Source organism: Mesorhizobium sp. 113-1-2, from assembly GCF_016756475.1.
Lineage (GTDB): Bacteria > Pseudomonadota > Alphaproteobacteria > Rhizobiales > Rhizobiaceae > Mesorhizobium > Mesorhizobium loti_C.
The window spans coordinates 7,348,295-7,369,234 of sequence record NZ_AP023242.1; the positions used below are offsets into that span (position 1 = coordinate 7,348,295).

The window sequence follows — 20,940 nt, forward strand, 5'->3', positions numbered from 1 at the left end:
AGCGAGTACGGGCGTGCCGGCGCTGGAGACGAACTCGCATTGAGACCAGGCGGCGCCATGTGCGCAAGTGCTTGCCAAAGCCGTCGCTGCCCTTTGACCGTACCGGGTCGTTAGCTTGGTTGGAGCTTTCGGATGAGCCACTTTTCCGACCGTACATGGCATTCGTTCCCTTTTTGGCGGAAGTCTTTAATATGATTTTGAGTTGTTAGGTCTCTCTCGAAGAGAGCTACTCGAACGAGCTGACGGTGAGCTGACGCGCTGTAAGCTAGTTCCGGCGGGGCGATGCACATACTGCGTTCGCTTTTTCTCTCGGGGGTCGTCGAATTCCCTCGCCTTCGGCACTCGCGCAGCGCATCACGGATCGGAATTAACTTTCGGATGATGCGGGCGTGCTGTCGGGAATGCCGCCCTGTCGACTGTTGCGCACGATGATGATGGCGGGCGCAACCATCGACCTACTGGCCGGCCAAGCGTTTCTCGTGGCGGGTTTCCAAATCGAGACAAGAACCGCGCGTCATCACCGATCAGCGGCCAAGCGCGATCCGCGCTCGCCCGGGCTGCGTAACCTGACCAACTCCGCCCGGCCGAACGCTGATCGCTCCCTGTAGTCTCGGACGGTGAAGGCCGGCGAGGCCCCGGCGCTGATCCATCCATGCCTGGTCGGCCCCACGCGGAAGGGGCACCTGTAGAGGCCAGAGCAGCACTGCGCCGCATAGGGTCCAATGCCCTCTGGCAGGTCGGGCACCGCTTCGCCATTGAGATGGAAGTCGGAGGCGCCCGCAGAGAAGCTCAAGACCTGGCGCGAAGTTGTTGGGCCGGTGTTTCGCGGCACCTGGCCACTTGACGCCGAACTCCAAACGCCGAGGGCCAACTTCAAGTTGGTTCAGATGCTACGGGCCACGGGAGACGCGTTTCCAGAGGCGGTCGACGATGTGATTCCCCTAATCACGCAAGAGCCTGCGGTCAGGGGCACAACCGTGTTCTCTTTAAGAGACGCCGATCCGGCACTCTACAAACTGGCCCCTAGTCTTACTGTGTCGTAAGTTTCGTTAACGACTGATTGCGAGAATGGCGATTCGTGCTTCATATGGAGGGAGCGATGGATCTCCAGGACGGAATCGAAACGAGTGAATCGCGTTTTGCGGCCTATGTCGAGACGCTGGCCTCGGTATTGGGTCATGCTGACCGGGTGGCGCCGCTGAAGGCCTATTGCACCGGGCTGCTTTTGCCGCGCGAGCGCAAAAGCGTCGAGCCGATGGCGGCACGGGTGGAGCCTGGGCGTGTCCAGGCGGCGCACCAGTCGCTGCATCATTTCGTAGCGAAGGCGGATTGGTCGGATGATGCCGTGCTGAGCCGCGTGCGGGAACAGGTGCTGCCAGCGCTTGAGCGTCAGGGGCAGATCCGTGCTTGGATCGTCGACGACACCGGCTTTCCCAAGAAAGGCAAGCATTCGGTTGGGGTTGCACGGCAGTATTGCGGGCAGCTCGGCAAGCAGGACAACTGCCAGGTCGCGGTCTCTCTGTCGGTTGCCACCGAGCAGGCGAGCCTGCCGATTGCCTATCAGCTCTATCTGCCGGAAAGCTGGGCGAACGACCCTGACCGGCGGGCCAAGACAGGCGTGCCGGAGAATGTGGTCTTCCGCACCAAGCCCGAAATCGCCCTCGCGCAGATTCGGGCGGCGCTGGAGGCCGGCGTCTCACGGGGCGTGGTGCTGGCCGATGCCGGTTACGGCAACGACACCGCCTTCCGCACCGGGCTGACAAAGGTGGGCTTGACCTATGTCGTCGGGGTCCAGTCCTCGATCCGCCTGTGGTCGCCCGGCACGCAACCATTGCCGCCGAAGCCGTGGAGCGGACGCGGACGCCCGCCCTCGCGCGTTCGGCGGCAGGCTGAACATGCGCCGGTCTCAGCCAAGGAACTGGCGCAAGCGCTGCCCGAGGACGCCTGGCACATGGTTACTTGGCGCGAGGGCTCCAAGGCGTCGCTTGCCTCACGCTTTGCCGCCGTGCGGGTTCGGCCGGCCCATCGCGACTACTGGCGCTCCGTCCCCCACGCTGAGGAATGGTTCCTGATCGAATGGCCGGACGGTGAAGTCGAGCCAACTAAGTACTGGCTCTCGACCTTGCCTGGAAAGACCAGGCTTGCCGACCTCGTCGATCAGGCCAAGATGCGATGGCGGATCGAGCGGGACTATCAGGAACTCAAGCAGGGGTGCTGTCACATTGATTTTGGCTTAACGGTTTGACGATAAGTCAGGTTGGCATGGTCGAAGCATGCGCCACCTACAAGAACCATCGCTTCCCGATCGAAATCGTTGCTCATGCCGTCTGGCTTTATTACCGGTTCGGGCTGAGCCTGCGCGATGTTGAAGAAATGCTGCTGGAGCGGGGGATCGTCGTCTCCTACGAGACCATCCGCCGCTGGGGAAAGAAGCACAGTCCCGATTATGCACGTCGCCTGCGCCGCAAGGCGCCATCGAAAGACGATGTCTGGCATCTTGATGAGGTAGCCGGGCACCGTAAAGTTAACCGACGGCTGATGAAGATGTGCGAACATGGGCCATATCAGAAGTTGCTCGTGATCCGCTTTATCGTTGCCACCGCTTTCCCGCCGAGATCATTGCGCACGCGGTATGGCTCTACTTTCGCTTTCCGCTCAGCCTGCGCATGGACATGTTGGCGGCCCGCGGCATCATCGTCACGCATCAGACCATTCGAAGCTGGGCGGAGAAATTCGGGCGGCATTTCGCCCGGGAGATCAAGCGACGGTCAGCCGGCTGCCTGGGCGACAAATGGCATCTCGACGAATGTGTGGTGGCCATCAATGGCAAGAAGCAGTGGCTCTGGCGTGCCGTCGATCAGGACGGCTTCGTCCTCGAAGTGCTGGTGCAAAGCCGCCGAAATGCCAAGGCGGCAAAGCGTCTGATGCGCAAGTTGCTGAAGGCTCAAGGGCGGACACCACGAGTCATGATCACCGACAAGCTCCGGTCCTATGATGCCGCCAGGCGCGACCTCATGCCCGGTGTCGAACACCGGTCGCACAAAGGCCTCAATAATCGAGCGGAAAATTCGCACCAGCCGACCCGACGACGCGAAAGGACCATGAAACGCTTCAAGTCGGCACGCCAGCTTCAGCGGTTCGTTTCCATCCATGATCCGATTGCCAACCTGTTCCACTTTCCCCGCAATACGCTGTCATCGGCTCAACATCGAGACCTGCGTAACGCCGCCATGCAAATCTGGAACAAAATCGCGTGTCTCGCCGCAGCGTGACAGCCGTCCTGGCCAGCTATCGCTGCATCAATCCGCTGATAACTTTACAGTGCCCGAAGCCTTCCGACCATGAGGCGAATGGAGGCCAGCTTGAGGAAGGCGAGCGCCCTGGTGCGATTCGAAATTGAATTTGTCTTCCTCAGCCCCTTTTGGAACTCCGGGCCCTGGAATGGCCGCCACCGGCGTAGAGCTTGAACAGGAAGGGATCGAGTCCGAACAGCTTCGCCATCACCATCACGCCGCCATCGCAGTCCTGGATGTCGGCGGCATGAACGAGGGCGTGCATCAGGAGACCTTGGTATTGACGAGAATATGCCGCTTCTTGCCTTTGATCTTCTTGCCCGCATCGCGCTGCCCAAAGTCGGGCTCCCGCTGGAGCGCGTCAACCTGGAAGCGTGCTCGCTGACGGCCTGGCCTCACGACGGATTGCGCGCCGAAGGCCAGCCGGTGCATGTCAAGAGCTGGCAATGCCGGCTCTGGCGTTCTCTCCTCGTTCACCGCCACCCGGTGCTGAACGAAATGCGCAGCATCGAGAATATGGTCCGGACGATCCTGCGGGAGGCCTGTATCAACTGGGCACGCGGTCGCGAACCACCATCGCCGGTCGTGTGCAGGAGCTGGCCGGCGCTGAAGCCGAGGTGCTGGAAATAACCGGTCGCTGACCAAGGTGTGTCGGGCGGTGCATGTGCACAGCTAGCGCGACCGCGCCAACGCACTCAGGTCCGGACTTCCTTTAAAACGCAAGCGACAGGTCGAGATTGTGCTGCACCATCTGATTCCCAGGCTCTGTCTCGAGAGCTTGCCGATACAGCACCTGTGCCGCGTCATGCCGCCCCTCAAGGTCCAAGATCACTCCCTTCGCGTTCAATGCGCGCAAATTTCCTGGGGCTGCAACCAAGAGCCTGTCCAGTACCTGAAGCGCCTCATGCGGACGCTTCTGCGCGACCAAAGCATTCGTAAGACGGATCGCCGCATCGACATTGTCTGGGTGCTGCGTCAACTCATCCCGCAGAGCCCGCTCTTGTGCATCCTGGCCGACCGCGCTCAAAATGCGTTCTCGCATAGCCGGGTCGATTTGGTTGGCGTTGAGCAGCTCTGGGGATGACGTCTCCCTCACTGAAAGAGCAGGCTTGTCCAAGCTGGCGCAACCGCCGAGAGGCAGCATGGCGAGTACAGAGAAGAAAAGTGAGTTCCTAAATGCTCGGCCGTCTGTATTCTGGTGTGAATTCATGCTTGGTTTCCAATTATCATAGAGTGCTATCACGTTCATTCGATGGCAAACGGATTGGGTTTACTCTGACAGCTCACTGATCAATCCATGCGGGAATTTGACGGACCCGGCGGGTTTAACTGTAAAGTCGGAGGCGATATCTTGATAAGACAGCACGGCAACATCGATCCCGTTTCTGGTGAAAAAGCCGCGGACGAAGCGTCGGATGTCCGTTGAGGTTAAAACGACAGGGCGGGTCTGACCCGGTGCTGTGTTCGAAAGGATCTGACGTACCTGTGACAGCAGCGCTTCGCTTTGCCGGTCCTCTAGTACGAGGTGGGGTCCTGCAGCCGAATCTCGAACTGCATTGCGCATCACATCCTCACTCTGGCGTTCGACGACCAAGGCGGGCACGATGCCCTCTGTGTTGGCATAGCGGTGACAGATCTGACGCTTCAAACCAGAACGAATATATTCCGTGAGCAGGGCAACGTTTGGCTCACGTTCGCTCCATTCCGCCAATCCTTCTAAGAGAAGGCGGGTGTGGCGGATCGGGATTCCTTCATCCAGGAGCCGGCGCAGCACATCCGCAATCCGAGGTATTGGCGTCGTGCGCAGCACCTCCTTGACCAGATCAGAATAGTCCTTCTCCATTCGGCCTATCAATTGTCGGGTCTCTTGAATACCGATCAATCGGGGTGCGAAACGGGTCAACGCTGTATGGAGGCGCAAGGCGAGGAATTCGCCAGGACCGTAATGTGTGATGCCGGCACTCTTGAGAGCCGGTGCATGGCTTTGGTCGGCCACGAGTCTGTCCGTTTTTGGATCACGCCGATACGGGATACCGCTCGATTCGATGTTCGCCACATCGTCTTTGAGCATCAGCTGGCTCGGATCAAACACACCCTGTTCAACTGGCACCCCCTCGATATCTATTCGAAACTGAGACTCCAGCAACTGCTGGTCGACAGTGACAGGGATGGGGGGAACGACAATGCCAAGATCGGCTGAAAGTAGTTGCGAAACGCGTGCAATCTCCTGCTGCAATTCGACTTGTTCAATCGCATGCATCAGGTCTGGCGCAAGGAAGAAAGCGATCGGACATTCCTGCGCGGGCGCGGTTTGTTTTTGAGTGTCCCCTGCACTTGTGGTATCGACAACATCGCCCTTCACAAAGCTTATCGCGGCGAAGATTGCGGCCAACACCAAAAAGACGGGCAGGGGGAAGCCAGGAACGAACCCCATCAAAACCAGGACGCAAGCTGCGACCCGCACTGGTCGCTTGCTGGCAGTGATCTGATTCACTATTTCGGTACCAAGGTTGACCCTCGCCGCCCCCGTGACACGAGTGACGACGGTCGCCGCTGTAATTGATAGCAGCAGGGCCGGAATCTGCGATATCAATGCATCGCCTATCGTTAGCAGAGTATAGTGATGCAGCACATCGCCGAAGGACATGCCCTTCGAGAGCAGGCCGATCGATATCCCACCCAGCATGTTGATGAAGATAACCACCAGTCCGGCGATGGAATCGCCCTTCACAAACTTCATCGCGCCATCCATCGCGCCGTAAAGTTGGCTTTCCTTCTCCAATGCGGCGCGTCGCCTGCGGGATTCGTTGGCATCGATGTGGCCGTTGCGTAGCTCTGCGTCGACCGCCATTTGCTTACCCGGCAGAGCGTCGAGCGTGAAGCGCGCCGCCACTTCGGCCACGCGTTCGGCGCCCTTCGCGAGGACCATGAATTGTACCATGGTGACGACCAGAAATATGACGAAACCGACCACGATATTGCCCGAGATCACGAAATCGCCGAACGTATGGATGATGGCGCCTGCCTCCCCCTCGGCCAGGATCAGGCGCGTCGTTGCGACGGTGAGCGCCAGGCGGAACACCGTGGAAAGCAAAATGATGCCGGGCAAAGAGGAAAGATCAAGTGGAGTACTGACATACAGGGCAACCATCATCAGCAGGATGGCCAGTCCCATATTGAATCCTATCAGCGCGTCGACCACCACGATCGGGATAGGCATGACCATCATAGCGATAGCCAGAAGCAGCATCAACGCGACCATCAGGTCCGGGTTGGCCGGCGAACGGTTGATGAACTTACGCAGGACGTTGGCCATCTAGGCCCCTTTACGGTCGCTTGAGAATTATTCTGCTGCTACGCAGTGAAGCGTAGCATTCGAAGTCCGAGGGCCAAGTCCCTCATTGGGCAGCCCGCGAGCAGCAGGCTGTGGCATGAGAGCCCGAATGCGCGAAGCTGGGTGGTCAGCAAGTTTTCACTCTGTCCAGGTTTGTTGTGGTACTGGGCGCGGCAGAATGGTAGCTGACCACGCAATTCTGCTTGATAGGGCCTGCGGACTAATACGGGAGAGCAGCAAGGCGGCCATTACGGCTCAGCAGCACACGACCGTCCTCGATCCTGTCGACCGTCCATCCATCATCCAGAACGGCGCCAACAAAATACTTCTCACCACCTATGACAAGATACGGTTGCGGGCCACGCCAAACGGCTTCAACTGCGATTGCGGATGGCGCCTTTTCGTCTTTTATGAGCACTCCATTGACCAGTGTCAGGGCGCCCTTGGTGCGATGATCGAACCACTGCTGGAGCTTCCGCCAACTGATGACCGATTCAGACGTGACGGTACCCTCCGCCGTCACAGTGTCCTTTGCCGAGCCGACCTTAACATTGAGTAGGCCCGCTCTATCGACTTCCTCCTGCAGCTCTTTAGCCGCTGCCTCCGCAATCTGGTCGTCGGCGCGGTGGTTGGTCCGCTTCGACTCATGATCGGCACTGGGTGAATTGGGTCTCGATGCACCACCGTCCCCATTATAGGAAAAAAAGGCTGAGAGCATACCGACCGCTAGAGAGCTGACTATCACCGTGGCCAGAACACGCATCGAGAGGCGTGGTATGCCTATCGGACCACTTGTCACTTCATCCTGCACGGACCAAAGAATGGACATCTCGCCTGCGAGAACGACGACAGGAAGTGGCACCACAACGCACTCGCCCGCGGCGATATTCCGCTTACCCTTGATGCTGAGTCCGGCCGCAAGCGCCTCGACCTCGATCGAGTTGCCAAGGAGCGTTATACGAAAATGATGCGGTGCCAATCCTTGCTCGACGAAGATCATATCGGCGTCTAAGCCGCAGCCGATTAAGCTCGTTTCGAGAGCAGTCTTACCCGTCAGCCCGCAATAGAGCCCCGACAGAACTTCGAAATCAAGAGAAACGGCGTCATTCAAGGATGTTCTCCCGAACAAGAGAGAAGCCGCACGGCAATTGCCGTGCGGCTCATTTCGGTTCCACATCGCGCCACCTGGCGACGCGATCGGGAACCCCTGCTTCCGAACCTACTGAACGCGCTCGTCGGCCGCTTTCTTGATTGTGTTGAGGTTGGTCGTAACGGTGCGCAGCTGTATACTCCTAGCCGTAGCCTCCAAGCTAGCCGCCGTTAGATCCGCGATTTGCGCCTCGAAAGCGGCTTTCCCCGCGACTCTGGTACCTACGTCTGTAGCCACCGAAGTCCCAGTGCCAGCCGCACTGGTGCCAGTACCTGCTTTACTCATAACGTTTTCCTTCTGTTCAAACCGCGCCCGTCAGCACGGCACACACATCCTGACGCAGACCATCCACGTCAGGCATCCTCTTCAGTTTCTGCAATAGCCTCGTCGGCATCAGCCATGGCATCGTTCAAAATAGTTAGCGCAACGGAGTGGAGAACCGTGTCGAACGCTTCGGCTAGAGCTTGCTGATCATCCCCAGAGATAGTCTGACCGTCCACAGGATCTTTCCCGCCAACCGGCTTGTTTGGGTCATTGTTCCCGCTACCCGGTTTGTTAGGGTCATCATTCCCGCTACCCGGCTTGTCAGGTTGCTCTGGTTGGCTTTTCGGATCTCCATGCCCCCTGCGAGCTAAGGAAATGTTGCCAAATCCACTCCCAATTGCTGCGGCCATCAAGTACTCCTGCATGCGTTCCATTGGCGCCGACGCCTAAAGATAATCTCATCAGGCTACGAGCAGGAGCTTTCGAGAACCTGACGAGTCTGGACAAAAAGCGGGCTACCGGAAAATAATGATCGAGCAGGGTTCGGCCTCCTGCAAAGTGGTGAAAAGTGGGTACTGCGCTTCTGCCAAAGGAATAGCGCCTGACAGGAGGCCTGACATTCTTCGAACGTAGCGGTAAATTCCGAGGCTTCGTTGCTGCGACATCATCATTTCCCAACTTTCCCACGGTGGCGGGCTGAGGGCGCGGGAGGCGAACTCCCGAGCCCCGCCTTGCCCGGACCGTCTTCTGCTACCGACCTGCGCCAAAGCGAGCGGCAGCCTCGACGGCGCAATTGCACTTCCCGGCGATCTCACTAACATCCGGCAAACGCTGCTGATGACGCCCGCCGTGCTGTCAAATTGAGGAGAAAGGTCGTTCCCATTCATCGCGGGCCGGAAAAGTGCGAACTTGGTCGTGTGACCTGGGTGCGGTGATGCGCTCCCGCGTTCAGCTGCTGCTCCTCCTTTTTGCACCGAGGGAGCTCAGGCTCGCCGCCGAATCCAGCGAGATCCAAGGGCGTGGCTCCCCGGCGGATTGTGCGTTAATTCAGCCGATCAGAGCTCGGAAAACCGCAGAGGCAGCTCGGGTCAGCACGGCCGGCGTCTGTCCGCTCCAAAGCTCTGCATGCCACATGCGCCGCCGCGCTTGCCGACCACAAATGACAAACCGCTCAGCGGCAGCTTAAGTGGTCTCCGTGAAATGGCGCGGATCGGCGTGAGCAACCAAATCATGCGTTCAACGTCTTGCATGAAACCCGCCGACTCCCACGAATTTTTCAGGCTAGGAATGTTACACATAAAGGCCTCACGGAAGACCGCACTCCGATCACGTCCAAAATGGCACTAGCCCTCTTGTGTTACGGGGCGGCCACAGAGGCCCCAGGGCTAGGCCAATCCTGCGGCGAAGAGTGCTCTCGCCACGGGCTCGAAATATTGCATGGGAATGGGTCTGCCCAGTTGCGTTTTGCCGATGAGCTGATGCGCTAGGACATCGTTGTCGACAATTTCAAGACGTAGCGCTCGCGCCTCGCTAAGCAGGTGTGAAGCCCGCTCGCCATCGGCGCGGCAAACCAGGACGGGCACCCCGGTTTCACCGCGGACGTAACGCAGACCGATCAGTATCGCCGTTCCTTTGAAGATCAGCGTGGCGTGATGCACACCGAGGGGAGGTTCGTCAGCTGACTCGTCACGAATGCGACGTCGTTCACTCTTCAACTCTGGCGCCCCTTGCTGATCCTTCAGCTCGCGCGTGACTTCAGTCTTGGTCATCCTCATTTCGCGCAGAAACAACGCACGCTGCACCAGGAGATCGATCAGGCCAGCGGCCAGAAGTGCGCCGGCGCCAATTCCGATCAGCAGTTTTGCCCCCGTAACGACAAGGCCCAAACAGCCCATGCCGCAGAACGGCAGATAGACCATCGTCTTCCACATGCCGAGAAGGCAAAAGGAAAAGGTTGCGCCGAGAACGAATACTTTAAACAGCGTCTTCCCGAGTTCGACCATCGAACGCGCAGACGCCAAGCGCTTCAGCCCTTGAAAAGGATTAATTTTATCGAAGTTGGGCGTCATTGGCTCGAGAGAGAAAACAAATCCACCATTGGCTAATATGCTTGCCAAAAGCACCGCCGCGACAAGCGTTCCAAGCAGCGGGCCAACAGTTGCCAAGGTGAGTTCGGCAAGCACAACCAGCGCCTGCCGGACCGCGAAGTCAAATGGCAGGTTCTGCAGCTTGTCGACAAATAGTAGCGCTTCGCGGCATTTGTCTTCGATCGCGCTGCCTCTTAGCCAAAGGTATCCGAGACCAGCGCAAGTGCCGACCGCGCGAACGAAATCGGAGCTATGTGGCAGCTGCCCTTTTTTGCGTGCATCGTTTAGCTTTTTGGGGGTGGCGGCGTGTGTCTTCTCTTCGCTCGAGTCGCTCATTTCAGCAATCTATCGAACCACTCGAGCGCGCCATTCGCTTGTGTGATCTCCAGTTTCATACCCTCTACGAGATAGCCAGCGTATGTAACCATGAGAATCGGAAAGACAAGATTCTTGATCGCCGGGGACAGTTGGGTCAATTTGAATTGCGGCGCAAAGCGACGCAGTAGCATAAAGGATACATCAATCAGCGTCATAAAGAACACGACGGGCCCTGACACCAATAACGCCGTGCGCATAATCTGGTCGAGGAGCCCTAACACCTCCATTGCTCCTTGCGTGCTCAATGTAGGATAAAACTTATACACGGGCCAGATCAAATAGCTGCCATAAAGGGCGCCGATCAACGTTTCCAGCCCCCCTGATGCGACGAAGATGGCAATCGCAGTGATCCCGAGAAAGACTCCCATGGCGGAAGCCTGACTATTCGTCGCGGGGTCGGTCGGGGCGGACGGGTTGGTGACGCCGCGTTGGTTGTCGATAAACTCACCGGCCGCCTGAAGTCCCCATAAGGGAATGCCAAGGAAGGTGCCAAGTAGTGCGCCGACAAGAACTTCCTTCAATCCGAGCAGAGCTACCTCAATCAGACGTGTTTCAGGATCCAGCGCCTGCAACGCGTCGCTGACATGTGCCAGACATGGTAATCCGAAGCCGACAGCCAGGCAGCCGCGGATCAGGCCATCGGTCTGAGAACGTGTAAATACTGGTAGGATCATCATAATGCCTATCGCGCGCGCTGCGCCAAGACCGGCTGCTACGACGAGTTCGATAGCCGTATGCATGAGGATCTGAATCTCGGCCGGTGACGCATACATGGCGGAGACTAGTAGCTAAGTGTCATGGCGGGAAACTCGGTAAAGATCTGGTCGGTTAGCTCTATCAGCGGGGCGCTCAGCACAGGAGCAAACAAACCAATAACCGCGACAACAACCAGAAGCTTGACGGTTAGTGGCAAACTTTCATCCTGGATCTGTGTTGCCGCCTGGATGATGCCAATGACCAAGCCAACGACCACCGATGCAATGAGCGGCGGCAGAATCCAGATCATGAATACCACCAACGATTGGCTCATAAGAGTGACAATACTGGATTCAGCTATAATCAACCTCCCGGTATCGTGTAACTCAACACAAGCCCGTGCATCAATTTCGACCAGCCATCAATAGCGACGAACACGAAGAGTTTGAAAGGGACAGATATAAGCGTCGGGGATACCATAGACATGCCCATCGCCATCAAAATTGTCGTCACAATAAGATCAATAACGATGAAAGGAAGATAAAGAATAAATCCGATCTCAAACGCGCGCTTTAGCTCTGAAATTAGAAAAGATGGAACCAGAATGGACAAATCATCAACTGTGGCTTTGGCACGCATTTCCGCTGGCCAGACTTTTTCGGTAGACGAGAGGAAAAACTGTCGCTGCTCCTCATTTGTGAACTTCTTAAGATGATCACGCAGGGGCTCGCTCCCGGATTTGGCGGCGCTTACCCAGTCGTCGAACGTCTGATAATGTAGCTTCGGATCGGTCATCCGATCATAGGTCTGTTCAACAACGGGCGCGCTAAGAAACATGGTGAGGATCAATGCGACAGCGTACAGCGCTATGTTAGGTGGTATCGTCTGAGTCCCGAGCGCATTGCGCACGAGGAAAAGAACAACCGATACCTTTACAAAGGCCGTGGTCGTGACGACCACTAAAACCAGCAGACCCAGTCCGGCGGTAACTGCGAGAAGCGCCAGGATTGGCGGCTGGAGCTCAGTCATTGCATCCCAACCGGCCACGGAGCCTGATGCCCAGCGTATCTCCAATGCGCACGATGTCGCCACGCCCGATACACTGACCGTTGGCAAGTATATCGACCGGATCCTGAATCGGCCGTCCAAGTTCGAAAATATGCCCTTCGCCGGCACTTCTTAATTCCCCTAGAGGAATAGGCCAGCGACCGCATTCAAAGACAAGCATGATCTCGACATCGTCGAGATCCTCCGTCGGCCCTAGTTGCGATCCAAGTTGTGTCATATGCGCATTCTCCAAAGAATAGGAACGCGGGCGGAAAGGCCCGTGCAGGACTAGCTGGTCGCCCTCAAGATCGGCGCTGGCCCACAACTGGCCCAAAGATAGGGCGATCTCGCCCCGGCCGAACGGCGCCAGGTCCGGCAACAGAGCATCACCGGCACATGCTTTTCGAAGAATCGCCGCAGGAACGTGCAGCGTGCCGATCTCTCCTGCAACCACGATCGGGAGGTCTGAAAGTAATCCGCGCGGCTGTCGCGGTAACTGGCCAAACAGTTCGCCCAGAGCACGAAACGCAGACGGCACCAAGCCATCGAGAGGCGAGAACAGGAACAGACGACCCTTGCCACTGACCGGGCCGAAGTCGATATCCAGTTCGAGATAAGGAGCCAGTGTCGCGGCTTCAAACACGCGCACGAGCTGCACGTTCAGCTGAGTCCTATACTCCAGTCGAGCAATAAGTGGCTCAAGTGCAAGTTCAACAATGAGTGAAGCCGTTGGCTCGGAAGGGAAAGTCAGCCCATTCTGCACTGTTGCGATGAGCCCCTCTACGAGCGACCGCGATATCGACAGCACGACCGTCTCAGCTCCGACCCTACAAATGCAGTCGAGCATTGGAATGGCGGCAAAATTCTCCTGCCAGACTAGCCCTGCCACACGCACCGACAGTGGCACGTCGTTGATCCGGGTCTGAAACGGTCCGCGCGAAGCCGCAGTGTCATTGAGCCACGAGGCGACCTCGTGGGACAGTGTCAGCGCTGGTTCCAATAGAGGGGGGCTCACCAAAGCGGCTGCCAAAAAGCTGCACCGTTCTGTCATTCGGAGGACCTGCAGGTTATCGAATCCGTTTCGCGACCTGGGAAAGCGGTCCCCTGCCAAATCGAAGCAGTATCTCATCGTCGGCCTCGATCTCGCCTGCGGCCTCCGAATGGATCTCGACGGCGCGCCCGACGTCGTCCTCGATCTGGCGCCATTTGTGCGTAGCCGCCGAACATGCGACCCATAGGTCCCTCGTCTCGGACGCCGCTGTCTCCGCCTTTTCTTGGGCGATTCGCGCATTACCAAGCATCTGCCGTCGGCGTGTGATTTCAGTTGCAAGCCGCTCAACATGCAGGTGGTGCCGGTCAAGCGCGGCGTTAGACAAGTTTTCGAGAGTCATCAGCTCCTGGTAGAGCGCTGCTTCCGCCGTTGCGCAATGTTGTTGTGCCATGGCAAGCTCTCGGGAGGCATTCTGTGCGGCTAAGGTGGCCATACGGCGCTCGGCTTCCTTCTTGGACAGCTCACTAAGGGCACGACGCTCTTGCATTTCCTTCAAGACCCGTAACCTGGAAGCCTGAACATGATTTACGCGGTCAGACGCGACATCCATGCGACCGTTTCCTCAAACCCTGAGATCTCGTCTTCGCTCTGGCGCAAAAACTCCCTCAGTTCGTCTATTGACTCGACAGCCCGGTCCGTCAGGGGATCGCCGCCTTGCTTGTATTCTCCGACGTTGATCAAGAACTCGGTCTCGGCATGCCGGGAAAGGAGTTCACGAAAGAAGGATGCCGCCTTGCGATGTGTCCGCGAAACGACCGCATCCATCACGCGGCTGCGACTCTGTAGTACATCGATAGCGGGGAAATGCGATCGCGCCGCAATAGCGCGCGAGAGCACGACATGGCCATCGAGAATGCCGCGCGACTCTTCAGCGATTGGATCCCCTGTGCCATCGCCTTCTACAAGCACGGTATAGAACGCCGTGATTGAGCCACGCTCACTCATGCCGGCGCGCTCAAGCAGGCCTGGCAGCATGCTGAAAACGGAAGGAGGGAAGCCCCGTCGCGTCGGCGGCTCGCCCGCAGCAAGGCCTATTTCACGCATGGCGCGGCAGAAGCGTGTCAGCGAGTCCAGCATGAGAGCAACGCGTAGCCCTTGTTCGCGAAAATATTCCGCGAGCGCTGTCGCCATCGGAGCACATTGCGCCCGCTCAACAGCCGAGCGGTCGGACGTTTCAACAACAACGACGGCACGGCGAAGGCCCTCTTCCCCGAGATGCCTCTCGATGAATTCACGAACTTCACGTCCTCGTTCGCCTATCAATGCGACTATGACAACGTCAGCGGCGGCACCTTTTACGATCTGTGACAATAAGGTCGACTTGCCACCACCTGGCTCGCCGTAAATCCCGATCCGCTGGCCCTCGCCGCACGTCAGGAGACCATCCAGAACACGCACCCCAAGGGGCAAGGGCCGTTCAATCATGCGCCTTGTCATTGGATTTGGAGCTCTGCCGTGCAGCGGCCGAGTTTCTGTGGTCTCGATTTGGCCTTTGCCGTCCAATGGACGGCAGCGACTGTCAATCACCCGGCCAAGTAAATCGTTGCCGACGGGTACTTCACGCATTCGTCCAGTGGCCACGACTTCCGCGCGGCTGGAGAGGCCGACCAGGTCGCCGATCGGCGTCAGCAATACGCCATCATCCAACAGGCCGATCACCTCAGCTTCCAGCGACAGTCCGGTTCGTGGGTCCTGTAGGAGGCAAAGTTCTCCAATACGAGTGTCTGGCAGGACGGCATGGACCAGTGTGCCGACAGCCCGCGTGATCCTGCCGCGCACGACGCGCGTGTCGATCCCCTTTGCCGTAGCTCTCAAAGACGAGATCGCCGGATCGACAGGGCAGATCGCATCGTCGTGATTATGTTCTGATACCTGCGTTGTCACAGTTCGCCTTTTTCAGAAAGCGACCCGAAGCCGAGACGCAACGCGCGCATCTGCGCATCAAGCCCCAGATCGACATTGCCGTACTCGCTCCACAGCACGCAGCGTCGCGGCGATAACGTCGGATCCGGTTTGATCCGAACCCTTGGCCGACCATCCTGGCCGTCCCATCCCGCAAACTCTCGCGCAAGCATGTCCACTTGCGTCGGATACACATGGAGGCAGACTTCCGCGCCGCTGTATTGGCGCTCAATGGCGTGGCGAACAGCCATGACCAACAGTTCGCCCGGATCGAACGCTCCTAGAAGCTCGCTTAGTATCTCAAGCACGAGCTGCGGCAATTGCTGCTCCAGAACCGCCTTTCGTCGTGCGACTTCGGCAACCGCCTGCGAAATCAGCGCCGCCATTTCCTCCGCGCCTGCATTCAGGCCCTCGGTATGGCCGCGCGCCAACTCACGCTGATACGCCGCGCGTGCCCAACTGCGTACGTGCTGCTGATGCCGTTCTGCGGCGGCACACGCTTTTGCGGCATTATCCCAGATTTCGAGCTCGCTCGCCGGTATCAGTGGCCCCAATGGGCGCATCTGCGGCGCTGCCGGCGCCACGGAAATATCGGCTGTCATATCGGCGGGTTCTCCGCCTCAAAATGGCGTACCACAAGCGACAACAACTGGCCTGCGGCGTTCCCGTGCTTAGGCTCTGGATTGTCGGCGGCGGTTCCTACAGGCAAGCGTAGGAGCACGCGGTTGCGCTCCATCACTGGACTGTGATGGAGCCAGGCACCAAGACAGGCGTGTCCATCGTGTTCAATTTGGTGCGCGAGTTTTCCCGGATCCGCGATCAATCTGTCCGCAATGGCATGCGCCAGATGTCGGATTCCAAACGCATGGGCATCAGCGCCGATACGTTGAATGAGCACTGTGAGGTCAGGCTGAGAGACAAGCTTAAGCAGCGATCGGGCATGCCATGCACTACCTGCAAGGAGGGCAGCCCGAAGCGGATCATTACCGCGCAGAAGGTCCAGCCCCCGCTCAACATCATTCGACTTCGAATCATTGTCGAGTAACAATTCTGTTAGTCTTCGCTGCAGTCTGGGACACTTCTGCAACTGAGCCAACGTAGCAGCCGATAACGCCGGATCAAGACGCGCGCCAAGACGGGTAGGATGGGCCGAAGCAGCAAGCTCGCTCCGACCCAAGGAAGGCAATTGGAACGAACCATCAGGTTGGGCGGTCAGTATCGGCATTGGCATTGACATGTCACTGAGGCGCTATCGCCGGTGTCTTTTTGCGAATGGCATCGAGTGCGGAAACACCCGACCGCCGCTCGAGCTTGGGAACTTCGCCCGCTGACTGCTTGCGCCGGCGGCTAAGACCGGTGACTAAGAGATAGCACGCCACTGCGAACACAGCTGCGGCAATACCGGTTAAGCTGGCCAAAAGTGGCGCTGGAACGGGCCTGGACGCTTGGGCCAAAACAGTCGCCGGCACGGACCGTTGCTCAGGCGCGGAACGCTCCACCGACACCAAAACCACTTCGACCTTGTCGTAGGACAACCCTTCGATGCTGTCGGCCACGAGCATCTTTATCTTCGGCAGCAGAACCGAGAGATCTGCTTTGGCGTCGTGCCTGATAAAGACCGAAGCCGAGGATGGCGTGGCGCCTGCTCGCAAAAGGTCGTTATGCGGCAGAACTACGTGGACACGTACAGAGAATACGCCATCGATATCGCTGATCGTGCGGGACAACTCTTCGCTGAGCGCATAAACATAACGGGCACGTTCCTCGGTCGGCGAGGCAATGAGGCCTGATCCTTGGAAAATCTCTCCGAGGTTCTTGAATGACTGGCGCGGCAATCCCTTGCCATTCAGGAGGTCGATTGAGTAAGCGAGCAGCTTTTCGTCAACCTGGACCGTGCTAGTCCCATCCTTGGCAGCGACCCGAACCGCATGAACTCCGTTGTCCATCAGAAGGGCGAGCATTTCATTCGCCTCGCGCTCCTGCAGTTGCGTGTAGAGATCCACCTTGCAACCGCCGAGGGCCACGAGGAGTGGCAGCACGATAAGGCGAAGTGACCTCCGACCGCACGTGCCAGGCATGATTTCCTGGGCTAAGCCAATCATGTGCGCGGTTCAGCCTTCCTTTAGAAGTTTATTTACAGATGAGGTGATGCCGCTGACACCTTTGGAAACAAGCGCAACCTGAGTGACGCCATTGTACATATCCCGCAGACCAGCAATCATTGTTTCGAAATCATGCCGTCCTTGCGGAACGCCTGACGTTCCGGTTCCCGCATCACCTTCGGCAGGAAGCTTCTGCGGCCTAGGTAGAGCGCCCTTGAAAAGGCCTACCTGCTGGTCGAGCGCAGCCGAATTAACAGCACGGTCTGGGTACATCGCAGAAATCGTCTGCAACACGCGGTCCCCCAAGGGACTCATCTGCGTAGCCGCGCGTTGAAGAGCCATCGCCGGAGGAACTGGCACCCTCGATGGCGCCGATGCGGCATCGTTTTTCAGCGAGTCGGCCGCGTGCGCCAAAGCGCGCTCAAACTGGGCTTGCTCGCTGAACGACGGTGACCCGGCCCTGGCCAGACAGTCCGTTAAAGTGGCAGTGATCGACGTGATAGGGATCATCATGAAAGACCCGATAGCTTCCTCTTTGACCGGAGCGAACTCGGCCCTTCGTCATTCGTTATCAGGTCAACGTCTAGGTGGCCGAGCTGACGACAAGCTGACTGACGGAGCCTGGTTAGTATCTAGAGGATATGCTGGCGCCTAGGTCACTTGTGCAAATTTCAGACTCTAGTGTATCAGTGCGCAATGTTGAGAGCGCTCATCCGATCCGTCCGCCCACACGTTTTGAGACTTCTGTGTGCCGGTTTTTTTCTCTCCGCCGGAACCAACGGAACTCTCGGCGTCCCCTTATCCCTCTCCAAGACGCCGTACAGATATACGGTTCTCGATCAGGATATTTCTGAGGCGCTGCAGCAATTCGGCAACAACCTTAATATCCGAGTCAACATTAGCGCCGAGGTGAAGGGGCGGATCCGCGGGAGTATGCCGGATTTGCCACCGCGCGAGTTCCTCGACCGTTTGGCCAATATGTACGGTCTCCAATGGTATTATGATGGGCTTGTCCTCTACGTGTCAGCCGCAAAAGAATCACAAACCCGCATGCTTGTGCTGACTTCGATCCGCTTCGATACGTTTAAGGGTGCCCTAGACAAGCTTGAGATCTCCGATGACCGCTACGTCGTGAGACCCGCGCCGGGAGATGGCCTCGTTTTGGTTTCCGGTCCGCCGCGCTTCACCGCGCTCGTGGAGCAGACTTTCAATGGTCTTGTCGCAGAGGCACAGGGGCAGCCGCGCGTCCATGAAACGCCGACAAGCGAATCGGTCCTGACATTGTTTCGGGGTTCCTCCACCATGGTCGTCCGCAACGGATTGCCTGAAGCCGCTTATTCGTCCGACGTGCCGCAGCAGGATGGCGTTGGCGGGAAGCCAGAGCCACGCCAAAAATGATATCTGCGGTCGCAGCTTCGGGACAAAACAACACCGCGGCCACCCCAAATTGTGAATTCCTCTGAACTCGTCAGTTTACCGAAAGCTAAACCGCTCATGGTGGCAACCGCCAGCTTCAGCGATATCTCCGGTCATTGTGCTGGTATTGCACATGGATCTGGCGTGGGGGATTGCAATTTCATTTTTGAGGAGACACAATGTCCGTCAATAATAATACAAGCAACGTTTTCAGTAGCCAGGATATTCTCCAGTACAGCAGCCTGAATCTGACATCTTCGTTGGAAAAGGCACAGCAAAACGCATCGTCATTCGAGGCGATGCTCTCCCTTCACCTGCACGAAGACGACGCCAGCCCCTTCCCGTCGATGAAGGAATTGTGCCGGAACACATCGGAGTCGCTGTTGCCCGATGTCGCATCCTCGTTTGAAGAATTGCGCAAGAACCCATTGGATCTGCTGCCGCCAAGCATGAGGGCAGCCATCGAAGCAACGGATCAAGGCCCGCAGCCTGCGGTCGCCCTCCCTCCCATTGCGCAAGCGCCTATAAAAAGCGAGAGAATTACGTGGAACGGCGGCTCACTGTCCCAAGCCGAGTTGCAGATTGTCGCAGTGCTGAACCGTCACAAGGACCTATGCCCGCTTAGTTGGCAATCGCTGACGGATAAAGCCAATGATCCCTCTACGCCACCGGATCTGAAAGCGGCGATTGAGGGATTGCAGCAGGATCCAGAGCTTTTTTATGCGATCGGCTCGCAGGGCGATGGCCGCTGTGGCGGTAAGATCACGGCCAAGGATTTGTCCGAGTTCTCTCGCCATCACTCACAAGTTGCCGCATTTCAGGGCCAGCAGGCGCAAAGCTACGCGCAGAACTACATCCCATCCGATAGTACTGGAAGTGCGCAGCCGTCGGTTATGACCTTGAACGATGCGATGCGCGAGCTTTACCGGTACTCCGAAAACCTGCCCAAGAACCTGAGTCTGACTTATTTCAAGCAGATCGTCGACGGCGACGCGAAAACTGGCAAATGTCCGCCACAGGTCATTGCGGCGGCTCAGTACTTTGTCAGTCACCCGAATGAATGGAAGCGGTTGTACGGTGGCTCGATAGACAAAGTCCATAAAGAGGATTTTCTCCAAGTCGCTTCATCTTCGATGAGCCTCACGCAAACCGAGCTGAATACCCTTAAGACGATCAACAGCAACCAGCAAAAATTCTTTGGGAGCGGTGTCCTGACTCGTGACAAGCTCGCAAGCATGGCGCAAGACAAGAGCCTAGATCCGAGAGTAAAGCAGGCGGCATCGCAGCTGTTATCGGATCATCTGCTCTTCAGCCTTCTAAACAATTCGATTACGGGCTACAAGACCCACAATTCGTTCTTCGATTTCGGCGGCGGACACACGGTTGATTCCGGCAATATCAGCAACAAAGATTTTGGCCACTTCTACAACGGCATGTCGTCTGCAAACCGAGCCGTTCAGCAGCCAAAGACCCATGCGCCCGAAACTGCTGCGGAACAGGACGCCGTCTCGGACATGATGACGGGCCGGGCGGACCAGCCGGATACCAAGTCGGCCAAAAAGAACGGCGGGGCCTTCATCCACACAGTCGACGACGTGCTCAAGGTGTCCTCGACAGTGGCTGATTGGGCTGCGACGGCGGTGGGTCTGTTGAGCTTCATTCCGGTCGTGGGCCAAGTGGCCGATGCCGTGTCGATGACGCTCGCGTTCGAGGCGCAAGCGGCAAATCTTGTCCGCACAGCCATTACCGGAGGCAATATGAAGCAGGCGCTGCTAGACGCTGGCATCAATATCGGAGCGCAGGCGCTCAGCCTTGTCGCGGGTCCCGAGGTCAAGCTTGCGATTCGCAACGGGCTGGTGAAGACGGCGTTGGAAGAGGCCGCCACGGCCGGGATCGATCTGCCGATTTCCATGGCGAAAAGCTATGCAGAAGACTATTTGTCCAACCTGCAAGCATGCCTTCCGGCCGACACTATGCAAGCGGCCGGCCTCCTCAGCCCGATGGTGCCAATACTCCAGAAAGTGGCCTGACAACAAATGTGCGACTTCCTTCGCACGCTTCACTAGCCTATCAATCACCTTGTGGGGAACCTTTGCCTTTCCGCAAGGCGATTTGGCAGGCGTGCCTTGAGGATCGTGGTTAGGTCGCAGCAGGCCCGGGCTTAATCCGCTCATCCTTCGGCCTTGAGGTCGTTTTCACACTTAGCCTGAGAGGAGAAGG

Annotated in this window: 18 protein-coding genes and 4 pseudogenes; 7 read left to right on the plus strand and 15 right to left on the minus strand. The window is 57.7% G+C overall.

Annotated features, from left to right (window positions below):
* Positions 1–1,099 precede the first annotated feature (1,099 nt).
* The 3 genes and pseudogenes from JN279_RS35325 to JN279_RS35335 form a co-directional block, all read left to right on the plus strand.
* A pseudogene (locus JN279_RS35325) lies at positions 1,100–2,209 on the plus strand (IS701 family transposase); the annotation flags it as partial.
* 53 nt (positions 2,210–2,262) lie between these two features.
* Positions 2,263–2,413: pseudogene (locus JN279_RS38990) on the plus strand (IS6 family transposase); the annotation flags it as partial.
* 148 nt (positions 2,414–2,561) lie between these two features.
* Entirely contained in the window at positions 2,562–3,272 is a 711-nt protein-coding gene (locus JN279_RS35335) for an IS6 family transposase (protein ID WP_202295920.1), read from the plus strand.
* Positions 3,273–3,316: 44 nt separating this feature from the next.
* Here the strand turns inward: JN279_RS35335 and JN279_RS38995 are convergent.
* Positions 3,317–3,620, minus strand: a pseudogene (locus JN279_RS38995) (transposase); the annotation flags it as partial.
* Between JN279_RS38995 and JN279_RS35345 the strand changes: the two are divergent.
* Positions 3,621–3,895: pseudogene (locus JN279_RS35345) on the plus strand (IS110 family transposase); the annotation flags it as partial.
* Positions 3,896–4,005: 110 nt separating this feature from the next.
* Here the strand turns inward: JN279_RS35345 and JN279_RS35350 are convergent.
* From JN279_RS35350 to sctL, 12 genes are all read right to left on the minus strand, one after another.
* Positions 4,006–4,503: a tetratricopeptide repeat protein gene (locus JN279_RS35350; protein ID WP_010913980.1), complete on the minus strand. Its 498-nt coding sequence runs from the start codon at positions 4,501–4,503 to the stop codon at positions 4,006–4,008.
* Positions 4,504–4,563: 60 nt separating this feature from the next.
* Positions 4,564–6,609: a type III secretion system export apparatus subunit SctV gene (sctV, locus tag JN279_RS35355; protein WP_202351474.1), complete on the minus strand. Its 2,046-nt coding sequence runs from the start codon at positions 6,607–6,609 to the stop codon at positions 4,564–4,566.
* A 238-nt stretch (positions 6,610–6,847) separates the two neighbouring features.
* Complete coding sequence (locus JN279_RS35360; protein WP_010913978.1) at positions 6,848–7,738, minus strand: SctD/MshK family protein; 891 nt, start codon at positions 7,736–7,738, stop codon at positions 6,848–6,850.
* A gap of 392 nt (positions 7,739–8,130) precedes the next feature.
* Positions 8,131–8,451 (minus strand): hypothetical protein, encoded by a 321-nt coding sequence (locus JN279_RS35365; RefSeq protein WP_044551341.1) that lies wholly within the window; start codon positions 8,449–8,451, stop codon positions 8,131–8,133.
* Positions 8,452–9,426: 975 nt separating this feature from the next.
* A complete protein-coding gene (locus JN279_RS35370; protein ID WP_010913977.1) occupies positions 9,427–10,464 on the minus strand; it encodes an EscU/YscU/HrcU family type III secretion system export apparatus switch protein in 1,038 nt (345 codons plus the stop codon).
* Positions 10,461–11,279: a type III secretion system export apparatus subunit SctT gene (sctT, locus tag JN279_RS35375; protein WP_010913976.1), complete on the minus strand. Its 819-nt coding sequence runs from the start codon at positions 11,277–11,279 to the stop codon at positions 10,461–10,463. Before sctT ends, JN279_RS35370 begins: the two co-directional genes overlap by 4 nt.
* Positions 11,280–11,287: 8 nt before the next feature.
* Complete coding sequence (locus tag JN279_RS35380) at positions 11,288–11,536, minus strand: EscS/YscS/HrcS family type III secretion system export apparatus protein (protein ID WP_010913975.1); 249 nt, start codon at positions 11,534–11,536, stop codon at positions 11,288–11,290.
* Positions 11,537–11,565: 29 nt separating this feature from the next.
* Entirely contained in the window at positions 11,566–12,231 is a 666-nt protein-coding gene (gene sctR / locus JN279_RS35385) for a type III secretion system export apparatus subunit SctR (RefSeq protein ID WP_202351475.1), read from the minus strand.
* Positions 12,224–13,300 carry a type III secretion system cytoplasmic ring protein SctQ gene (gene sctQ, locus JN279_RS35390; protein WP_096453933.1) on the minus strand — a complete coding sequence of 359 codons (1,077 nt, stop codon included), beginning with the start codon at positions 13,298–13,300 and terminating at the stop codon, positions 12,224–12,226. The genes sctR and sctQ overlap by 8 nt, the downstream gene beginning before the upstream one ends.
* A 16-nt stretch (positions 13,301–13,316) precedes the next feature.
* Positions 13,317–13,850, minus strand: a complete 534-nt coding sequence (locus tag JN279_RS35395) for a hypothetical protein (RefSeq protein WP_010913972.1) — start codon at positions 13,848–13,850, stop codon at positions 13,317–13,319.
* A complete protein-coding gene (sctN, locus tag JN279_RS35400) occupies positions 13,826–15,184 on the minus strand; it encodes a type III secretion system ATPase SctN (RefSeq protein WP_096453929.1) in 1,359 nt (452 codons plus the stop codon). The genes JN279_RS35395 and sctN overlap by 25 nt, the downstream gene beginning before the upstream one ends.
* Positions 15,181–15,804, minus strand: a complete 624-nt coding sequence (gene sctL / locus JN279_RS35405) for a type III secretion system stator protein SctL (RefSeq protein WP_010913970.1) — start codon at positions 15,802–15,804, stop codon at positions 15,181–15,183. The genes sctN and sctL overlap by 4 nt, the downstream gene beginning before the upstream one ends.
* Before the next feature lie 170 nt (positions 15,805–15,974).
* Here sctL and JN279_RS38775 point away from each other — a divergent pair, with 170 nt between their 5' ends.
* Complete coding sequence (locus tag JN279_RS38775; protein WP_157866081.1) at positions 15,975–16,247, plus strand: hypothetical protein; 273 nt, start codon at positions 15,975–15,977, stop codon at positions 16,245–16,247.
* A gap of 193 nt (positions 16,248–16,440) precedes the next feature.
* Here the strand turns inward: JN279_RS38775 and sctJ are convergent, their stop codons facing one another.
* Positions 16,441–17,304 carry a type III secretion system inner membrane ring lipoprotein SctJ gene (gene sctJ / locus JN279_RS35415; RefSeq protein ID WP_044549206.1) on the minus strand — a complete coding sequence of 288 codons (864 nt, stop codon included), beginning with the start codon at positions 17,302–17,304 and terminating at the stop codon, positions 16,441–16,443.
* A 9-nt stretch (positions 17,305–17,313) separates the two neighbouring features.
* Positions 17,314–17,817, minus strand: a complete 504-nt coding sequence (locus JN279_RS35420; RefSeq protein ID WP_010913967.1) for a nodulation protein NolB — start codon at positions 17,815–17,817, stop codon at positions 17,314–17,316.
* A 183-nt stretch (positions 17,818–18,000) separates the two neighbouring features.
* On the opposite strand from JN279_RS35420, the gene JN279_RS35425 reads away from it, so the two are divergent.
* On the plus strand, positions 18,001–18,702 hold the full coding sequence (locus tag JN279_RS35425) for a hypothetical protein (protein ID WP_063825847.1): 702 nt from the start codon (positions 18,001–18,003) through the stop codon (positions 18,700–18,702).
* Positions 18,703–18,899: 197 nt separating this feature from the next.
* Positions 18,900–20,750, plus strand: a complete 1,851-nt coding sequence (locus JN279_RS35430; RefSeq protein WP_202351476.1) for an HrpF/NolX family T3SS translocon protein — start codon at positions 18,900–18,902, stop codon at positions 20,748–20,750.
* The last annotated feature ends 190 nt before the right edge of the window (positions 20,751–20,940 follow it).